Annotated in this window: 16 protein-coding genes and 1 tRNA gene; 10 read left to right on the forward strand and 7 right to left on the reverse strand. The window is 44.5% G+C overall.

All coding sequences use genetic code 11. The features are described 5' to 3' along the window. The first annotated feature begins 2 nt into the window (after positions 1 to 2). Positions 3 to 410, forward strand: coding sequence for an OsmC family protein (locus HMPREF9140_RS02310; protein ID WP_006951492.1), 408 nt, complete (start codon positions 3 to 5; stop codon positions 408 to 410). A gap of 236 nt (positions 411 to 646) precedes the next feature. Here HMPREF9140_RS02310 and HMPREF9140_RS02315 read toward each other — a convergent pair whose 3' ends face one another. After that, a complete protein-coding gene (locus HMPREF9140_RS02315; protein WP_006951493.1) occupies positions 647 to 2,341 on the reverse strand; it encodes a putative transporter in 1,695 nt (564 codons plus the stop codon). A 159-nt stretch (positions 2,342 to 2,500) separates the two neighbouring features. Between HMPREF9140_RS02315 and HMPREF9140_RS02320 the strand changes: the two genes are divergently transcribed. Both HMPREF9140_RS02320 and metG read left to right on the forward strand, forming a co-directional pair. Further along, positions 2,501 to 3,061: a hypothetical protein gene (locus tag HMPREF9140_RS02320; protein ID WP_025073389.1), complete on the forward strand. Its 561-nt coding sequence runs from the start codon at positions 2,501 to 2,503 to the stop codon at positions 3,059 to 3,061. Between the two features lie 25 nt (positions 3,062 to 3,086). Continuing rightward, positions 3,087 to 5,150 carry a methionine--tRNA ligase gene (metG, locus tag HMPREF9140_RS02325; RefSeq protein WP_006951495.1) on the forward strand — a complete coding sequence of 688 codons (2,064 nt, stop codon included), beginning with the start codon at positions 3,087 to 3,089 and terminating at the stop codon, positions 5,148 to 5,150. A gap of 38 nt (positions 5,151 to 5,188) precedes the next feature. On the opposite strand, the gene HMPREF9140_RS02330 is transcribed toward metG, so the two are convergent. Then, positions 5,189 to 6,157, reverse strand: coding sequence for a DUF6261 family protein (locus tag HMPREF9140_RS02330; RefSeq protein WP_006951496.1), 969 nt, complete (start codon positions 6,155 to 6,157; stop codon positions 5,189 to 5,191). 693 nt (positions 6,158 to 6,850) lie between these two features. Here HMPREF9140_RS02330 and HMPREF9140_RS02335 point away from each other — a divergent pair. From HMPREF9140_RS02335 to HMPREF9140_RS02355, 5 genes are all read left to right on the forward strand, one after another. After that, the gene (locus HMPREF9140_RS02335; protein WP_006951498.1) at positions 6,851 to 8,068 is read left to right on the forward strand and encodes a sigma-54 interaction domain-containing protein; all 1,218 of its coding nucleotides are present in this window, start codon (positions 6,851 to 6,853) and stop codon (positions 8,066 to 8,068) included. Continuing rightward, the gene (lptE, locus tag HMPREF9140_RS02340) at positions 8,046 to 8,564 is read left to right on the forward strand and encodes an LPS assembly lipoprotein LptE (protein WP_006951499.1); all 519 of its coding nucleotides are present in this window, start codon (positions 8,046 to 8,048) and stop codon (positions 8,562 to 8,564) included. Before HMPREF9140_RS02335 ends, lptE begins: the two co-directional genes overlap by 23 nt. 18 nt (positions 8,565 to 8,582) lie before the next feature. Beyond that, positions 8,583 to 9,305: a hypothetical protein gene (locus HMPREF9140_RS02345; RefSeq protein ID WP_006951500.1), complete on the forward strand. Its 723-nt coding sequence runs from the start codon at positions 8,583 to 8,585 to the stop codon at positions 9,303 to 9,305. Between the two features lie 4 nt (positions 9,306 to 9,309). After that, positions 9,310 to 9,693: a preprotein translocase subunit SecG gene (gene secG, locus HMPREF9140_RS02350; protein ID WP_006951501.1), complete on the forward strand. Its 384-nt coding sequence runs from the start codon at positions 9,310 to 9,312 to the stop codon at positions 9,691 to 9,693. A gap of 88 nt (positions 9,694 to 9,781) precedes the next feature. Beyond that, positions 9,782 to 9,858: transfer RNA gene (locus tag HMPREF9140_RS02355), tRNA-His, on the forward strand. A gap of 421 nt (positions 9,859 to 10,279) precedes the next feature. Here HMPREF9140_RS02355 and HMPREF9140_RS02360 read toward each other — a convergent pair. The 4 genes from HMPREF9140_RS02360 to HMPREF9140_RS02375 form a co-directional block, all read right to left on the reverse strand. Next, positions 10,280 to 11,296, reverse strand: coding sequence for a M28 family peptidase (locus HMPREF9140_RS02360; protein WP_006951502.1), 1,017 nt, complete (start codon positions 11,294 to 11,296; stop codon positions 10,280 to 10,282). Positions 11,297 to 11,320: 24 nt separating this feature from the next. Continuing rightward, positions 11,321 to 13,183 carry a gamma-glutamyl-gamma-aminobutyrate hydrolase family protein gene (locus HMPREF9140_RS02365; RefSeq protein ID WP_006951503.1) on the reverse strand — a complete coding sequence of 621 codons (1,863 nt, stop codon included), beginning with the start codon at positions 13,181 to 13,183 and terminating at the stop codon, positions 11,321 to 11,323. Positions 13,184 to 13,320: 137 nt separating this feature from the next. Beyond that, entirely contained in the window at positions 13,321 to 13,782 is a 462-nt protein-coding gene (locus HMPREF9140_RS02370; RefSeq protein WP_006951504.1) for an Lrp/AsnC family transcriptional regulator, read from the reverse strand. A 322-nt stretch (positions 13,783 to 14,104) separates the two neighbouring features. Further along, positions 14,105 to 14,965 carry a T9SS type A sorting domain-containing protein gene (locus tag HMPREF9140_RS02375; protein ID WP_006951505.1) on the reverse strand — a complete coding sequence of 287 codons (861 nt, stop codon included), beginning with the start codon at positions 14,963 to 14,965 and terminating at the stop codon, positions 14,105 to 14,107. A 115-nt stretch (positions 14,966 to 15,080) separates the two neighbouring features. On the opposite strand from HMPREF9140_RS02375, the gene HMPREF9140_RS02380 reads away from it, so the two are divergent. Together HMPREF9140_RS02380 and HMPREF9140_RS02385 are read left to right on the forward strand one after the other, a co-directional pair. Next, positions 15,081 to 15,929: a DUF3737 family protein gene (locus HMPREF9140_RS02380; protein ID WP_006951506.1), complete on the forward strand. Its 849-nt coding sequence runs from the start codon at positions 15,081 to 15,083 to the stop codon at positions 15,927 to 15,929. Position 15,930: 1 nt separating this feature from the next. After that, the gene (locus HMPREF9140_RS02385; protein WP_006951508.1) at positions 15,931 to 17,106 is read left to right on the forward strand and encodes a MalY/PatB family protein; all 1,176 of its coding nucleotides are present in this window, start codon (positions 15,931 to 15,933) and stop codon (positions 17,104 to 17,106) included. A gap of 84 nt (positions 17,107 to 17,190) precedes the next feature. Here the strand turns inward: HMPREF9140_RS02385 and HMPREF9140_RS02390 are convergent, their stop codons facing one another. After that, entirely contained in the window at positions 17,191 to 17,484 is a 294-nt protein-coding gene (locus HMPREF9140_RS02390) for a hypothetical protein (RefSeq protein WP_006951509.1), read from the reverse strand. Between the last annotated feature and the right edge of the window lie 355 nt (positions 17,485 to 17,839).

The raw sequence follows: 17,839 nt of genomic DNA on the forward strand, positions 1-17,839 counted from the left end.
TTATGACAATCACAATTGCAAAGTACAAATCCCATGGACATGTAGATGCTGTCCACAATACATCGGGAATCAACGTTCAAACCGACGCTGTGAAATCAGTTGGCGGACTGGGTGAATATCAAACACCGGTTGAACTGCTAGCATCTTCGTTGGCTGCTTGCGCTCTAACCGTTATGGGATTACAAGCCGAGCGTGCCGGAAGCGATTTCTCGGATTGCTATGCTGAGGTTGGAGAATGTGAGGAAGACATGCAAGAACATCGTGTAACCAAGTTCAGCATCAACTTCCATCTAAAAGCATCGTTTGATGAGAAGCTCCGTAAACGCTTGGAGAATTTCTCTAGAAAAGGATGCTTCGTGGGTAACACGTTGGATGCAGAGAAAGAATTTACTTTCACATATGATCTCTAAAAGAAATAAAATAGGGTAGGGGGATAAATATGATTTTAGGTTTGCCTCCTTACCCGATTATGTTACTCAGAATAAATAGTTTATCATCACTATTTAAAAGCATCACGTTTGCGCTGGTGCCGCAAATACAAAACAAAACTGCATAGCTCTTGTGCCAACGTCGTAAACGCAAAACAAAAAAGGTCGGAGTTCATAAATAGAGCATCCGACCTTTTATATATTGTTATAGCTGACCTTTAGGTTCCGCAGAAGAATAGTACAATCATTTGTGCTGTGAATATTCTAAGGAACATTGTGAGCGGATAAACCGTTGAATAGCCTAGCGCCGGGGCCTCGCCTGCACAAACAGAATTGGCATAAGCCAGTGCTGGTGGGTCGGTATATGTTCCGGCAATCATACCCATAATTGTGAAATAGTTGAACTTGAATTTCACACGGGCTATTGTACCTATGATGAGGATGGGAATCACGGTTATGATAAAACCTGTGTAGACATATTTCAATCCGTCGCCCTGCACGACTGTTTCCCAGAATCCGTTTCCGGCTTTGATTCCTACCGACGCCAGGAATAGTGCAAGACCGAACTCACGAAGCATCATGTTTGCCGATGCGGTGGTGTAGGTAACGAGGTGCATTCTGTAACCGAAACGGCCGATAAGGATGGCTATAATAAGTGGTCCTCCTGCCAAACCGAGTTTTAACGGAACAGGCATTCCTGGAATGGCTATTGGGAGAGTTCCGAAGATGATTCCCACGATGATTCCCACGAATATGGTTGCTATGTTTGGAGCATTGAGGCGTCTTTCAGAGTTTCCCATCATTTCGGCAACTCGCTTCACATTGTCTTTCGGGCCTACAACCATCACACGGTCGCCCACCTGGAAGTGGAAGTTTGGACTCACGAAGAGTTCCATTCCCTGGCGGATTATTCCTGTTACGTTCACTCCGTAGACAGCTCCGAGGTTCATCTTGCCGATAGTTTTACCGTTCATCGAGCTATTGGTTATTATGATTCGTCGGCTAACGATTGGTTGCGGTTGGTCTTCCTCGTTCCAATGCGCATCTATCTGGGGGCCGATGAAAGCCTGAATAGCTTCAACGTCGGCTTCGGCGCAAACCACTAGAACCTCGTCTTCCAGTTCGAACACTGTATTTCTACTCGGGACGCTTAATTCGCCATTGTGCATGATACGTGTACAAACAAGGTTACGTTTCAGAAACTCCGATATTTCCATCAGCGTGCGCCCGGCTATATACGAGTTAGATACTTTTAGATGCATGGAATGTGGTTTGGCGTCGGGGTTCTCGTTTTCCAGCTCAAGTACTTCTTCGTTCTCGCGCTCCATGTTAATCTTGTACATGTATTTAAGTGCGAGTGTAGCGCCGATGATTCCGACAACTCCGAGCGGATAGGCACATGCATATCCCGATGCGATATCGAAGTTGGTGCCATTAGGGAAAACGCTCAACAGAGCTTCGTTGGCGGCTCCCAATCCAGGAGTGTTTGTCACCGCGCCATAGAGCGTTCCAATCATCATCGGCAAGTTTGAAGACTTGCTGGTGTCGAAGAAAATGTAGTAGCATCCAAACATCACCAGAATGTTCAGCAGCACTGCCAGGCAGGAAAGCATGTTGAGTTTTATTCCTCCTTTTCCGAAGCTTTCAAAGAAGCCTGGACCCACCTGCAAACCAATCATGAACACGAACAGAATTAGTCCGAAATCCTGAAGAATATTCAGCACTGGCAATGGGCCGGTGAAACCGATATGGCCGGCAATGATGCCGACAAAAAGAACGAAAGTCACACCAAGCGAGATACCGCCAATTTTGATTTTTCCAAGGTATACTCCTAAGGCTATGACCATAGAATAGAGCAGCACGATGTGGGCTACACTATCTTGGGTAGTAAATAATTTAATTAACCAATCCATAAGTATTAAAAATTAACGATGCAAAGGTAATGTTTAACTTGCAGACGCCTTAAACAGCCACATCCTTTTTGGGTAAAGCGGCTACACGGACTGAAAATCCGTACATCTTTTATGCTACCTTTGCACGCGATGATTTTAACATACAGAACAATTAAAAACATGAAGAAAACATTGATAGCCATTGCTCTGGTTGCTATTATGAGCAGTTGCGGAACGTCGCGCAAGGTTGTGAAAACGGCGGAAGTTCCTGCAGTTGCAGAACCCGAACAACCCCGGGAAAACCTCATACAAGCAGCGGCAGCTATAGCCCAACCGAACGTTATAAGCGTGGCCGAAGCTATAGAAATATTCGAGAATCCGGAGCGCACGGCAAACATTATGCGACAGCACGACTATCTGCTCAAAACGAACTACGAGGTCTACAGGCTCGACAAGTTTCCGAAGATGTACTACAAGAACTGTCGGCTGGCAAAACTTCTCACAGCAACGCAATATTCCGATTATCCGAAGCCCATGAAGAAAGGCGTTTCCAGCTATGTTGCATTCAAAGACGGAGCTATAATCATAACAGTCTTCAACGACCAGGCTTACCAGAATCTGCTCGACCAGATTATTGCCCTACAGTTCAATCTCGACATGGCGGGCAACGAAGATATTTATGTGAAAGGTGCCCGACGCATTGCATGTCATCGAGCAGGTCGGAGCGTGAGAATTGAATAAACAGAATCAAAACACAAAATAAAGAATGAACGAAAAGAATTTTAAACGAACCACCGTCACGGCGGCTTTGCCATATGCCAACGGTGGTATTCACATAGGACATTTGGCGGGCGTTTATGTGCCGGCCGACATCTACGTGCGCTATCTGAGACTCAAAAAGCGCGAAGTAATTTTCATTGGCGGCAGCGACGAGCATGGTGTGCCTATAACCATCCGTGCAAAGAAAGAAGGCATCACGCCGCAGGATGTTTGCGACAGATATCATAAGCTCATCAAAGACTCTATGGAGGAGTTCGGGATATCGTTCGACATTTACAGCAGAACAACCAGCGAAATCCATCATCGCTTCGCCTCTGATTTCTTCCGCAAGCTCTACGACGACGGGAAGCTAATCGAACAGGAAAGCGAGCAATACTACGACGAGCAGGCCCATCAGTTCCTGGCCGACAGATACATCATGGGGCAATGTCCGCATTGCAGTAATCCCGATGCCTATGGCGACCAGTGCGAACGCTGCGGAACAGCCCTCTCGCCAATGGAACTCATCAATCCGCACAGCACCATATCGGGCGCAAAACCGGTTATCAGGAAAACCAAGAACTGGTATTTGCCGCTGAATGAATATCAAACTTGGCTCAAACAATGGATTCTTGACGAGCACAAGGAATGGCGACCGAACGTTTACGGACAGTGTAAAAGCTGGCTCGACCTTGACCTGCAGCCGCGAGCCATGACGCGCGACCTTGATTGGGGAATACCAGTACCCGTCGAAGGAGCAGAAGGAAAAGTGCTATACGTGTGGTTCGACGCGCCGATTGGTTACATCTCCAACACGAAAGAACTTTGCGACGCTCAGCCCGACAAGTTCGGCCCCTGGGAGCGGTGGTGGAAAGATTCCGACAGCCGAATCATTCACTTCATCGGCAAGGACAACATCGTATTCCACTGCCTTATTTTCCCAACAATGCTCAAAGCTCACGGCGAATATGCGATGCCCGACAATGTACCATCCAACGAATTCCTGAACCTCGAAAACGATAAGATTTCAACCAGTCGGAACTGGGCTGTGTGGCTGCACGAATATCTGCGTGAATTGCCCGATAAGCAAGACGTTATGCGCTATGTTCTCACGGCCAACGCACCCGAAACTAAGGACAACAACTTCACATGGAAAGATTTTCAGGAGCGCAACAACTCCGAACTTGTGGCTATTTACGGAAACTTCGTGAACCGCGCCCTGCAACTCACCTGGAAATATTGGAATGGCGCCGTGCCAGCCTGCGGCGAACTGCACGACATCGACAGCGAAACAATTCGCGAATTCAAAGACGTTAAAGAGAAACTCGAAACATGTCTCGAAGCATTCAAATTCCGCGAGGCACTTAAAGAAGCAATGAATCTGGCTCGAATCGGCAATAAATACATAACCGAATGCGAACCCTGGAAAGTGTGGAAAACCAATCCGCAGCGTGTTGAAACCATTCTGAACATATCGCTCCAGCTGGTGGCCAATCTTAGCATAGCCTTCGAGCCCTTCCTGCCTTTCAGCAGTCGCGATTTGCGAGGAATGATTAACATGACGGAATATGATTGGAGCGAACTCGGTTCTACCGAACTACTCAAAGCCGGGCACCAGCTTAAAGAACCGCATCTGCTTTTTGAAAAGATTGACGACGACGTAATCGATGCCCAGCTCAAAAAGCTAGCCGACACGAAGGCTGCCAACGAATCGGCACAAACCGACAGCACGCCTGTTAAACCCAACGTGCCATTCGAAACCTGGGAGCAGATGGATATTCGCGTGGGGCACATCAAAGCGTGCGAACGCGTTCCGAAGAGCAACAAACTGCTCAAATTCACTATCGACGACGGCTCCGGAACCGACCGTACAATTCTCTCCGGTATAGCCAAGTTCTACGAACCCGAAGAACTCACCGGCAAGAGCGTACTCTTCGTAGCCAACTTTGCACCACGTAAAATGATGGGCATCGAAAGTCAGGGAATGATTCTTTCGGCCGAGAACGCCGACGGTTCGCTAAGCGTAACTACGGTTCTTAAGCCGTCAGACCCCGGAAGTCAGGTAGGCTAAATACTCAATGCGTCGTGTTCTGCACGGCGCATTTTTTTTTAGCCATCCTCTTCAACGGCAACCTTTTTCTTGCGTTTAACCCTCCGCAATGTCGGGTCAACCGTAATAACCGGCTTGCCCTTCTTTATACAAACCCAAATAGGCTCCGAATCGGCAACATTCAGAAGATAATATTTAAGTCGATTGAAAATAAGCGTCTTCCGAGCGAAGGAAATCGAACCCGCAGTAAGATTCAACTTATGCTCCAAAACAGGAATCAAGGGCGTAACCGCCTGCACGCTGCGCTCCATATCACGTTCGCGAGCCGAACGATTTGTAGCCTTACGATGAGCGAGCAACATCCGCCTGTTATCCACCAAATTATTATAATTCTTAATGAGCTTTTCTACCTCTGCCGACGGCTCCAGATTATCTAACGCCTCGATACGCTTCAACACGAAATCAAGCTCCACGTTAACCGCCGCACGAAGCGCCTTTACATTGTACGTTCCGCTTGGAAGCGCAATTTGCACACGATGATGAAACTCAACATCGAACTTTTTATTAACCCGTTCTAAACGCTCCACAACGTGTTTCATACCCAGAACCACAATTTGCGCAGCCACCTCGGGCTCTTTCAGGTCGGTAATCAGGTTTTTTATCATTCCCGTTTCCATGTCATAGTTCGAAATCGGCGTCCGCGGGTAACGCGACATCACCTCCTCCAGAACCTTAGCCGCTTTTACCACCGCATCGTCGTCCGACCGTATCTGAGCCATCATCAACAACCTCAAAGCCTGATAGGCGTTATCACGCTCCTTGTCGAGCAGCCTCAACTCCTCCGTACCCGGAAGACGCCGCGGCCTGTTTAGCGCCCTGTCCTCATTATTAATAGCACGCACCAGCGGCGGAAGCGCATCATTCAGTTTAGGCAAATTGGCCTCTTCGCACAGTCGCAAAACATGCGAGGCAAACTGAAAATGCTCCATATGGTGGAGCCGACTTCTTTCAAACCTCTTCAATTCCATAATATTCAAGTCTCCTTATTGTTTACGAGCCAAAATCATAGCATGCAGATGTAGCCGAAATTGTTGTTACATCATCATACATATATTATGATGCAAATATAATATTTTTCATTTATAATATTCCTACGATAGTGTGTCAATTTTATTATTGCCTCAAAATATAAATATGTTGATGTGTAAATTTTATATATACTTCAACATAGCACTACGATGATGCTTAAAAATTATTATCACACCAAAATACTGCTACGATGCTGCATAAAAATTATTATTACACCAAAATATTGCTACGATGCTGCATAAAATTATTTTTTACATCATCGTAGCACTACGATGCTGCATAAAAATTATTATCACACCAAAATACTGCTATGATGCTGCATCGAATTATTTATTACATCATCGTAGTACTACGCTGCTGCATCGAAATTATTATTACACCAAAATACTGCTATGCTGCTGCATCAAATTATTTATTACATCATCGTAGCACTACGCTGCTGCATCAAAATTATTATTGCACCAAAATATTTCTATGATGAAGTAATATTATAATTTTTACATTATAATATCAGTATTATAGGGTAAAAAACTTGTCGGCACGGTTTCACTAGCCGATGAAAAGGGTGCCGGCTGTTAAAGCACGACAAAATTGCAGACGTTAAGCCCTAAAGACGTAATTTTGTCAGCATAATGAATAATACAGAACTACAACGCGTTAAGCAGCGATACAATATCGTAGGAAATTCGAGCGAACTCAACAGAGCACTCGATATTGCTCTGCAGGTTGCACCGACCGACTTGTCGGTACTCGTGATAGGTGAAAGTGGAGTGGGAAAGGAGATTATCCCGAGAATCATTCACGATAATTCGCCAAGAAGAAGAGAAAAATACTTCGCAATCAACTGCGGTTCGATTCCCGAAGGCACCATCGATAGTGAATTGTTTGGTCATGAAAAAGGCTCATTCACCGGAGCCATAGGACAGAGCGAAGGCTATTTCGGAACAGCCGATAAAGGAACAATCTTCCTGGACGAAGTTGGCGAACTGCCCATGGCAACGCAGGCCAGACTGTTGCGAGTGCTCGAAACAGGAGAATATATAAAGGTGGGCGGACAGGAAATCAGAAAAACAAACGTGAGAATTGTTGCAGCTACAAATGTTAATATGCAAAAAGCCATTTCGGAAGGCAAATTCCGTGAAGACCTTTATTATAGGCTCAACACTATACCAATTCAGATACCGCCACTGCGCGACCGAGGAGAGGATATTATACTTCTCTTCAGACTTTTTGCACTGCAAATGGCCGAAAAATATCAGTTACCGAAAATCACACTCAACGAAGAAGCAAAGAGAATTCTGATAAACTATAAATGGCCTGGAAATGTTCGACAACTCAAGAACATAACAGAACAAATGTCAATTCTGAGCAGAGAGCGTGAAATCACGGCCGAAAATCTAACGCATTTCATACCGCAAGACCAGGAAAGTATGCAACTGGCAATTATTCAAAACGGAAGCAAACACAGCTATGAGAAAGAACGAGACATATTGTATAAAATACTTTACGAACTGAGAGAAAATGTCAGTACGCTGCGGCGCGATATAAACAACATTCACAAGAAGTTGGAAGAAAATAGTCATATCGGGCAATCGTCTGGCGTTCCTATATCATCGGAAGGAAACAACCAGGTCATCACAACCTCACCAACAATGATACAGGCCTTCGAGGATGCCGAAGAAGTGTCAGAACCGGAAAGCTTGAACCTGAACGATATCGGTAAGCAACTGGTTGAAAAAGCACTCGAACGTAATAATGGAAATCGGAAAAAAGCTGCACACGAACTAGGTATCAGCGATCGAACATTATATAGAAGAATCAAACAATATGGGCTGGAAACCAATAAATAAGTTGACGCTTCTTGGCGCCGCGATGTTGCTACTCGTAGCATGCTCGGTGAGCTACACTTTCAATGGCGCTAGTATAGATTACACTAAGGTTAAGACCATTCAGATTGCCGACTTCCCGATTCGGGCAACGTATGTCTGGGGACCAATGGGACCAATGTTCAATAATGAACTCAAAGACATCTTTGCCCGAAATACACGCCTTCAACAGGTGAAACGTAATGGCGACCTGAAAATCGAGGGCGAAATAACACAATATCAGCAACGAAACAAAAGCGTGTCGAGCGAAGGCTATTCAGCCCAGACAGAGCTGTCCATCACGGTTAACGTGAGATTCACTAATAACAAGAACCATCACGAGGATTTCGAGCGCCAGTTCACGGCAACATCGAGCTATGAAACAACCCGAAACCTGAATTCCGTGCAAGAGGAACTGGTGCGACAAATGATAAAGGACATCACCGACCAGATTTTCAATGCAACAGTGGCTAACTGGTAATTACCGAAAACATCGATTATGAATATAACTCACCTCATTAAGCATCCTGAAGAACTCGATAAGGAAACACTCTACGATTTGCGCAGCCTAATCGCCTTGTATCCCTACTATCAGCCGGCGAGGATCCTACTGCTTCAAAATCTTTTCCTGCTGCACGACCCGACGTTCGACGAAGAGTTACGTCGGGCAGCCGTCTACATCACCAATCGCCAAACACTCTTCGAGCTCGTCGAAGCAGCACACTATAAGCCTCAACAAGTTAAAAAGGTCATTGAGTCTACGCCGTCCGGAGATAGAACTACGTCTCTCATCGACGACTTCCTGAGTCAAATACCAAAATCCCAACCCAAAGCATCCGAAGAAACCAAAAAGCCCACACCAGCTGACGCAACGATAGATTATGTTTCCTATCTGCTGCAATCCGATAACGGAAATCAAGAGCATAGCACCCCCGAACTCAAAGGCCAAACGCTCATTGATAACTTCATTAGTAACGAAAGCGGTAAAATAACTCTCCAAGAAGAACCCGAATACGAACCCCTTGACATTGAAGAACCATTACAAAATGACCAAAATGAATACTTCACCGAGACTCTTGCACGCATTTATATTCAGCAAGGAAGATACGCTAACGCCCTGGAAATTATTAAACGTTTAGATTTGGCTCATCCAAAAAAAAACAGTTACTTTGCAGACCAGATAAGGTTTCTTGAGAAATTAATAATAAACAATAAACAATAAAACAATGTCTTTTTATTTCCTCTTAGTTATTCTCATTGTTATCATAGCACTCCTAATGATTGGCATCGTTCTGATACAAGAATCTAAAGGTGGTGGCCTAGCCTCTAACTTCGCCTCATCTAACGCTATTATGGGAGTTCGCAAAACTACTGACTTTATTGAGAAAGCAACATGGAGTCTCGCCATAGCAATGGTTGTAGTTAGCATTGTATGCGCCTACGTGGTTCCTTCAGCAGTTAACGAAGAAAGCGTTGTAGAGCAAGCCGCAACAGAAAGCAGCAAAACAAACCCTAATAACCTTCCCAACTTCGGTGCAAGTCAGCAAAAACAAGCAGTTCCGGCTAATAAGCCTGCAACACAAAACAGTGCGGAAAAGCCAGCAAAATAAAGACATGATAATGAAAAAGGAAAGAAACCCTTTGCAGAATTTCACAAAACATTTACCTTTGCAAAGGTGTCAATGATAGACTTAAATGGTGGACGTAGTTCAGTTGGTTAGAGCGTCAGATTGTGGTTCTGAATGTCGTCGGTTCGAGTCCGACCTTCCACCCCAAAGGCGAGAATTCTTTTAAAAGAGTTCTCGCTTATTTTTTTATTACAGCACATTTCTTTATTCTCTAATTGGCGAAAGTATGTATATACGCGATAGAGTTAAGTGTATAGCTAATTAATAGTATAACATCGTGAGGTTGAATCTGAAAGAATTAGAAACGTAAAATAATGCTCTCTTTGAAGGAGACCTCACAGACATTGGCAGATTAGTTGCCCTTACTATAAAATGCAGTAAAATTATTTCGAGCTATAAGACTGAAGGGTTAGTGTAGATACAATAAATTAAAAGCCGGCTCCTCACAGGGCCGGCCAAATAGATATAATTTATTAACGAAGACTTGCGGTTAATTGGATGGGTTGTATTGAGCTGTCTGCATGCTAACAAAATAGTTGGATGGAATGTGTTCTAGACTGTGAACGGTTTAGCTTTTGAAAAGAACTTGCAGAATGGTTTGTCCAACGGCTTGCATGACGTTCTTGTCAATGTGTTCCATTGTATCGCTGATAGTGTGCCAGGTGGGGCCAAATGAGCTTTGTTCGCAATCGGGATAGAAAGCTATGATATCAATTGTTGGGATGCCTGCGTATTGGTTTAGTGGTAGATGATCGTCTGTGACCATTCCGCCTGTTGTTTTTGGGAAATAGCTTCCGTATCCAATTGTGTGTGCTGCATTCCACACTTTGTCTACAATTTTTGGAGCGAATTTGAGTGACATTCCTTCTTGATAGAATTGCGCACCTTCACCACCTACCATGTCTACTAGTATCCCGAATTCGGGCTTTACTGAAAGTGGCAGGTTCTTAGCGAAATATTGTGCGCCAAGTGCCCACGTGTCTTCCTGGTTTCCGATAAAGTTTTTTTCCCATGTAGGTACTCCCCAATCTTCTGCATCGAAACATACGAAGTCTACACCTCCCGCGAAAGTACTGTCTGAATTTAAGCAACGTGCAATTTCAAGCATTAGAGCTACTCCCGATGCGCCATCGTTGGCTGCTAGCACTGGTTTTTTATGATTCGTTGAATCAGGATCGTTGTCGGCCCATGGACGGCTGTCCCAATGTGCGCAAATTAGTATTCGGCGAGTTGCTTTTGGGTTGAATTGTGCTATGATGTTTGTTGCTCGAAGTTGTGTTCCATCGTATCCTGTGAGATTTGTTTTTTGCTGGTTTACTGTGCAACCATATTGTGCGAACTTTGAAACGATCCATTCTCGGCAGGCATCGTGTGCGGGAGAGTTCATGATGCGTGGTCCAAAGCTACATTGTTTTGCAGTGAATGTTATCGCTGAGTCTGGATTAAAAATCGGTCCGCACGGCTTCTGAATAGCTACGGTATCGGTTTCGCCGGATTGTTTTTTGTGCCCTATGCACGAGTTACTTGCTTGCGTAAATAGCGCGACTACTAAAACTAGTAGGATTAATTTTGCTGCTTTTTTCATTGTTTGTGAGTTTGAGATCTTTGTTTATTTGTTGCGAACGCTTTGGACTTGTGACATGACGCGGAGCCAGTTGCCACCCCATATTTTCTCGATATCTCGCGGGTTAAATCTTCGTTTGAGAAGTAGGAGTGTGAAGTTGAGCATTTCGCTTGCGTCGCTCATTCCGCGAACTGTTCCGTCGCCGTCGAAATCTGTACCAATTCCTACATGGTCGATTCCCATTATTTTTATTGCATGCTCAAGATGTGCGAGCACGTCGAGGATTGTTGCCTCGCTTGCTGTAAGAAATCCTTTATATAGTGTAGTGTGTGCAACACCTCCTTTTTTTGCGAGGGCCCGTAACTGGTCGTCTGATAGGTTGCGCGGATGGTTGCATAGGGCTTTACAGTTAGAATGACTACAGACAATTGGCTGCGAACTTAACTCGAGTGCGTCATAGAAGCTGCTTTCAGCCCCATGACTGAGATCGACAAGAATGCCGTTGCGATTCATTTCTGAAACGACTTCACGCCCAAAAGCACTTAAACCGCCGTGCATGTTACTTCCGCGAGCTGAATCGCAGATATCGTTATCACCGTTATGACAAAGCGTTATGTAAGTGACTCCGCGTTGTGCAAATTGCTTCACATTCGAGAGATTATGTTCTAGCGCAAGTCCATTTTCGATTGCAAACATAATGCTCTTTCTTCCTTTACGTTTATCCTCGTAAAGATCAGCCGGTGTACGGGCTATGCTAACGTATTTTTGATTGTCCTTGACTATTTTCTCAATCTTGTCAAAAACTAGATTAGCATATCGGGCAGGTGAGATGTTGTCTAAAATGTCGCCAAGTTCGGGATTGTTACGTTTGAGTCCAATAATATCTATTTTAGATGAAAACGACTCGCCAAGTTTTGGCTGTGGAAGATAGGCTGCCATCGTGACTGCGTCTTGAAGTCCGTCGGTCATTTTATGCAAATCGTAGAGTGTTTTACTTTCACGGCAGTTGAATTTAACTCCTTGTGGGAAGAACATTGGTGTGTCGCAATGTGTATCGAGGGTTAGCATACGTTTGTGAAGTTGTTTAACTTCATTAAAGTTTGCAGCTTGTGTTGCGAGCCAGCGGAAAATTGGTTGACCTTCGCGCTGCATGCGTTCGGGGTGCCACTGAACGCCTAGGATGTTCTTAAATTCGTTACTTTCAATCGCTTCTATAACACCATCGGGCGCCGTTGCGGTCGTCTTGAATTTTTCGCCGGGAAAGCTCACAGCCTGATGATGGAATGAGTTTACAAATATTCTTTCGGTTTTGTAGATAGAATGAATTATCGAACCTTTTTCGAGCTTTACACTATGTGTTGATTCGTTGGCTGGGGCGTCTTGAGAATGTTTGATGGTGGCGGGGCGCTGAATATTTTGTGGCGAGGTGTATGACGGACGGTCAGGAGTTTGTGCTGTTTCTGGAAGGTGAGAGATGTAAATGTCTTGAGTCACTTTTCCACCGAGAGCTGTTACTAGTGTTTGCATACCTCGACAAATTCCTAAGATTGGTATTTGTTGATTGAAAGCTAGTCGTGTAATTAACAACTCTGGCAAATCGCGTTCGGAGTTGATATTGTGAAGTTCGCGAATTGGTTCTTCACCGCTCCAGAGGGGGTTTATATCGCCTCCGCCGCTAAGCAGTAAGGCGTCGAGTTGTGCAAGTGTATTTAAAATGATGTCGGTGTTTCTGATGGGGGGAATAATTATGGGGGTTGCTCCTGCAGCGGCTACCTGCTCGTAATAGAATTTTCGTAGGCATGCGTCGTCGTTCATGAAATTCGAGGTTATTCCGATGATTGGACGCGTCGTTGCTTCGGGAAATCTGGAATATACTGGCTCGAGCTGAGCGTTTAAATCGTAGTTCATTTTTTGGAGTTTGAGTTGGCTGTTTTTATGCAAAGAAAAGACTGACGATGTTCGGTCTTGCCCCGATAGATTTTTTCAGCTTGTTGGTTTAGGGCTCGATACGGACATTGCCAGTCTTTGCTGCTTTTTATTCTATTCTATTCTTGTAATATAGGTACTTCTCGTTTAATACTTTGTTCTAACGAAATTAGTGTTTCAGTTGACACAACACCCGGTATTCTCTGAAGTTTGTTGTTTAGTAAGTTCATGAGTTGCTCGTTGTCTTTTGCGTAGAGTTTAAGTAACATAGTGTAGGGGCCTGTGGTGAAATGACACTCGATGATTTCGGGTATGGTATTGAGTTTTTCAACTACATCCTTGTACATCGAGCCACGTTCGAGATTCATACCAACGTAGGTACATGTTGTGTATCCTAGACTCTTTGGATTTACGTTAAAGCAGCTCCCCGTGATTACTCCATTAGCTACCAAATGTTGCACACGCTGATGAATTGCTGCTCTAGAAACATTGCATTCTGCAGCAACATCTTTGAATGGAGTTCTTGCGCTCTTAGAAAGTATCTCTAAAATTTTTTTGTCGAGTTTGTCTATTTTGTCCATATTCATGTGTTTTTGCTCGCGTTTGGCGGGCGTGTTATTATTTTGCAATTTGAAAGCAAAAGTAGCCATCTCTAGTGATATACGCAACAGTTTCGTGTGAGAATTCTGTCCTGAGGCTATTTTATCGGACTTTTAGACAGTTGAGAGAGCTGGCGATAGTTTCTAGAGAAGATTGATTGCGGGAAAATAGCCTGAAGAAATATTTGCTCGATTCGTAAGATCGCCGGCTAGCATAAAAAAACGCTTCGGCCGAAGCCGAAGCTAGATGTTATCCTAAAAAGTCTTTGTTGATTTAATCTGATATTATGAATACTGTATTTAATTATTTCTCGACAGGCTTGCCGATGGCGATTTTTTGCTTGATAATTTGTTTTCCGCTCGAAACTTCTACAATATATATTCCTGTTGTTTGAGAGGATAGGTCAATGGCGCATTCTGTGGCAGGGCAAATGGCAGAATAAACGATTCGGCCGTCGGAGGAGAAGATTCGGATTCGTGAGCCTTGAATGATGCGGGTTAGCTGCAGCCTACTATTACATAAGGTGTAAGATAGTTGGTTCTTGGTTTCTGCGATTTTCTCGATACCTGTGGTTTGCTTCATTCCTCTGAAGCAGATGTCGTCGAACCCGATTTGATACCAGTTACTTGGAGTTTTTGTATTTCTGTATCTCAACGCGATGTGGAAGGGGCCATCAACTGTGGGAAGGGGAATATTCTTGCGGATGATGTCGGCGCGGTCTTTATAGTTGTCGCCGCGCATGTCGAACACCAGGATACGTTTTTTGGCTTTGTTCGGATGTCTGTCGCCCTGTAGGAAATAAACGCCTATGGTGTCGCCTTCATATACTTGCATCATCCAACTAACGTTCCAAATCTTAATCGAGTCGATTTTTGCTCCCGGTTCTATTTTGTAGACTTTGCGTGTTACCATCCAGTCGTCTACAACGGGATTATCCATTTTGTAGCCTGGTGCATAGTCGTGTTCGAAACGTCCATTGCCAGATGACCACTTTGAGCCGTCGCGCGCTTCTAGCGAGTATGTCGCCCAATTGTTCCAATCAGAATAATCGAAATCGAAGTGAATCTCGCTTGTGGATGAAGGTGTCTGAGGTTTAGTTGACTGTGCGCTCGCGGTTATAGAGCTTGCTGCGAGCAAAAGAAATAAGAATGTACTTGTTTTCATTTTAAAAAGGTTTTGATTAGATGTCGCAAATATATTAATAATTCTATAAAGTGTAAAATGGCCCATCTGGCATTGATTTTGTGTTTAATACGTCGGTTTAAATAAATAATTCAGGATGGAAATAATAGAAAATAAAAAGTTTGGCGGCGAACGGCCGTTGTTCGGCTTAAAGAATGTCCGGCTGTCGAACATAGAGATAGTTGATGGGGAATCGGGTATAAAATGTTGTGAGAACGTTGCGTGTGAACAGTCGAAATTCTATGGAAAATATCCCTGGTGGCATGTCGACGGGAGCGATATTAGGAATTGTTATTTCGCTGCGGGGTCGCGTTCGGCAATTTGGTACTCGAACAAAATGAAGATGCGCGACTGTATTATAGATGGTCCGAAGTTCTTCCGTGAGATGAAAGACCTCGAACTGGAAAATGTGAAGATAAACGACGCTGATGAAACTTTCTGGAAAGTTATCGGACTCCGTGTGCGTAATCTTGAACTTCATGACGGAACCTATCCCTTTATGTTCTGCGAAAATGTGTTCGTTGATGGTTTGGTTTCTGATTCTAAATATGTTTTCCAATACTGTAAGAATGTTGAGGTCCACAACGCTCGCATAACAACTAAAGATTCTTTCTGGGAATGCGACAATGTGTCAGTATTCGATTCTGTGCTTGACGGAGAGTATTTGGCGTGGCATTCAAAGAACGTGCGATTGGTTCGATGTCATATTGCAGGCGAACAGCCCTTGTGCTATCTCGACGGAATAACACTCGAGGATTGTACTTTCGATTCTGCTTGCGACCGCGCTTTCGAGGACAGTAAACGAATCGACGCAACGATTTTGGGCGAAATTTCAGAGATTAAGAATCCGATATCCGGTAGGATAATAGCCGACAAGGTGGGAAAAGTAACCTACGATGAGTTTGCTAAAGGACACAACACGATTATCACTGAAAAAACTGCATAAGATGAAAAAATATGATTTTGATAATGTTGTAAATCGTCGCGGAACAAACTGTTATAAGTGGGATGATGGCGCAATGCCCGAGGATATCATACCGATGTGGGTTGCCGATATGGATTTTTCTGTGGCTCCCGAAATTCAACGCGCACTGAAGGAGCGAGTTGAGCATGGTGTTTTCGGATATGCAATGGTACCGGAAAGTTATTATGAAGCGATAATCAGTTGGTTCGGTCGTCGGCACAACTGGGCCATCAACAAAGAGTGGATTATATATACCACGGGGGTTGTTCCGGCTGTCAGTGCAACGATTAAGGCTTTGGCTATGCCGGGCGAAAAGATTCTCATGCAAACACCGGCCTACAATTGTTTTTTCTCGAGCATACGCAATCAGGGGTGTCTAGTTGAAGAAACACCATTGCTTCGCAAGGGCGATACGTATGTGATGGATTGGGATGACTTTGAACGCCGTTGTGCCGACGAAAAAGTGGTTGCGTTTCTGCTCTGCAATCCTCACAATCCGGCCGGACGGGTGTGGACAAAAGAGGAATTGCTTAAGATGAATGAAATCTGTATGGAACACAACGTGCGTGTGGTGAGCGACGAAATCCATTGCGAGCTGGTTATGCCAGGCCATCGGTTCACTCCTTTCGCAAGTGTTTCTAACGATTGCTTGAATAACTCGGTGACGCTTAATTCGCCGACAAAGAATTTCAATCTTGCAGGATTACAGATTGCAAATATCATTTGTTCAGATGCCGAGTTGAGGCGCCGAATAAATCGTGCTATCAATATTTTCGAGGTTTGTGATGTGAATCCGTTCGGCCCGATTGCTCTCGAAGCCGCTTACAATAAAAGCGAAGACTGGATAGACGAACTTAACAATTATTTGTTTGGAAATTATAACGCCCTCAAAGAGTTCTTCGCACAAAACATTCCTGCGTTTGAGGTGCTTCGTTTGGAGGGCACTTATCTTGTTTGGGTAGATGTTAGGAACTCCAAGCTGACTTCCGACGAGCTTATTGAACTTTTGTTTGAAAGGGCTCACGTGCGATTGAACAGTGGCACAATGTACGGCCAGTCGGCCGGCGAGGGCTACATCCGCATAAACATTGCTACTTCACGACTCATTCTCATGGAGGCTCTGCAACGCATTTCGCAGGCTCTGCAGGGGGTATCTTAATACCTATTTCTTCGTAGAAACATAACATAAGAATGCAAAACGAGATTCGCCTATAAGCGAATCTCGTTTTGCGTTCCATTGCTATTAGCAGCCTTTGCCGTCCAGACTGCAGGAACCACTGGAAGGGGCTGAATCAATGGTAAGATTATCCATCGAGAATTGAATGGTTCCATCTTCGAGGAGGAAACATGGGATGCCGACACTGCCGTTAGCCTTTGCTTGATTGAAAGCCGGATTATTATCGCGAAGAGACAAGAATTGCTTAAGATTCCTGACGTGTTCGCCAATGTCTATCAATTCATAATCGGGGTTGCCGGTCAACCGGGTCTTAACCTGCGTGCAATCAGGGCAGGTGCTCATTACAAAAACTTTTGTCATTTTACTTAGATGTGTTTTAATCGATATTCAACTTGTGCGGATGGGATTTTCCGTGACGCGAGTCGTGAAATTATATTCTCATCCGAATTGCCGTCTATCTCTGTATTATTGAAATTTACGAACGCAAATCTACCTATTTTTACAGAACTCGCAATGATTTTCTGTCTGTCTCCCGGGCAGGGGAAATGTCGCCCTAGAAAAAAGTTGCTCTTCCCGGGTGGGGGAAACGTCGCCTGAGAAAAAAGTTGCTCTTCCCGGGTGGGGGAAACGTCGCCTGAGAAAAAAAGTTGCTCTTCCCGGGTGGGGGAAACGTCGCCCTAGAAAAAAGTTAGACTACTTCCCGGTGGGGAAACGT

The sequence above is a fragment of the Prevotella micans F0438 genome (genome assembly GCF_000243035.1).
GTDB classification, from domain to species: domain Bacteria; phylum Bacteroidota; class Bacteroidia; order Bacteroidales; family Bacteroidaceae; genus Prevotella; species Prevotella micans.

What these genes read in the sequence shown, in the direction of transcription:
- HMPREF9140_RS02380 (WP_006951506.1), top strand. Translation starts at nt 15,081, where the DNA reads ATGGAAATAATAGAAAATAAAAAGTTTGGCGGCGAACGGCCGTTGTTC.
- metG (WP_006951495.1), top strand. Translation starts at nt 3,087, where the DNA reads ATGAACGAAAAGAATTTTAAACGAACCACCGTCACGGCGGCTTTGCCA.
- HMPREF9140_RS02330 (WP_006951496.1), bottom strand. Translation starts at nt 6,157, where the DNA reads ATGGAATTGAAGAGGTTTGAAAGAAGTCGGCTCCACCATATGGAGCAT.
- lptE (WP_006951499.1), top strand. Translation starts at nt 8,046, where the DNA reads ATGGGCTGGAAACCAATAAATAAGTTGACGCTTCTTGGCGCCGCGATG.
- HMPREF9140_RS02315 (WP_006951493.1), bottom strand. Translation starts at nt 2,341, where the DNA reads ATGGATTGGTTAATTAAATTATTTACTACCCAAGATAGTGTAGCCCAC.
- HMPREF9140_RS02335 (WP_006951498.1), top strand. Translation starts at nt 6,851, where the DNA reads ATGAATAATACAGAACTACAACGCGTTAAGCAGCGATACAATATCGTA.
- HMPREF9140_RS02320 (WP_025073389.1), top strand. Translation starts at nt 2,501, where the DNA reads ATGAAGAAAACATTGATAGCCATTGCTCTGGTTGCTATTATGAGCAGT.
- HMPREF9140_RS02365 (WP_006951503.1), bottom strand. Translation starts at nt 13,183, where the DNA reads ATGAACTACGATTTAAACGCTCAGCTCGAGCCAGTATATTCCAGATTT.
- HMPREF9140_RS02375 (WP_006951505.1), bottom strand. Translation starts at nt 14,965, where the DNA reads ATGAAAACAAGTACATTCTTATTTCTTTTGCTCGCAGCAAGCTCTATA.
- HMPREF9140_RS02360 (WP_006951502.1), bottom strand. Translation starts at nt 11,296, where the DNA reads ATGAAAAAAGCAGCAAAATTAATCCTACTAGTTTTAGTAGTCGCGCTA.
- HMPREF9140_RS02370 (WP_006951504.1), bottom strand. Translation starts at nt 13,782, where the DNA reads ATGGACAAAATAGACAAACTCGACAAAAAAATTTTAGAGATACTTTCT.
- HMPREF9140_RS02385 (WP_006951508.1), top strand. Translation starts at nt 15,931, where the DNA reads ATGAAAAAATATGATTTTGATAATGTTGTAAATCGTCGCGGAACAAAC.
- secG (WP_006951501.1), top strand. Translation starts at nt 9,310, where the DNA reads ATGTCTTTTTATTTCCTCTTAGTTATTCTCATTGTTATCATAGCACTC.
- HMPREF9140_RS02310 (WP_006951492.1), top strand. Translation starts at nt 3, where the DNA reads ATGACAATCACAATTGCAAAGTACAAATCCCATGGACATGTAGATGCT.
- HMPREF9140_RS02345 (WP_006951500.1), top strand. Translation starts at nt 8,583, where the DNA reads ATGAATATAACTCACCTCATTAAGCATCCTGAAGAACTCGATAAGGAA.
- HMPREF9140_RS02390 (WP_006951509.1), bottom strand. Translation starts at nt 17,484, where the DNA reads ATGACAAAAGTTTTTGTAATGAGCACCTGCCCTGATTGCACGCAGGTT.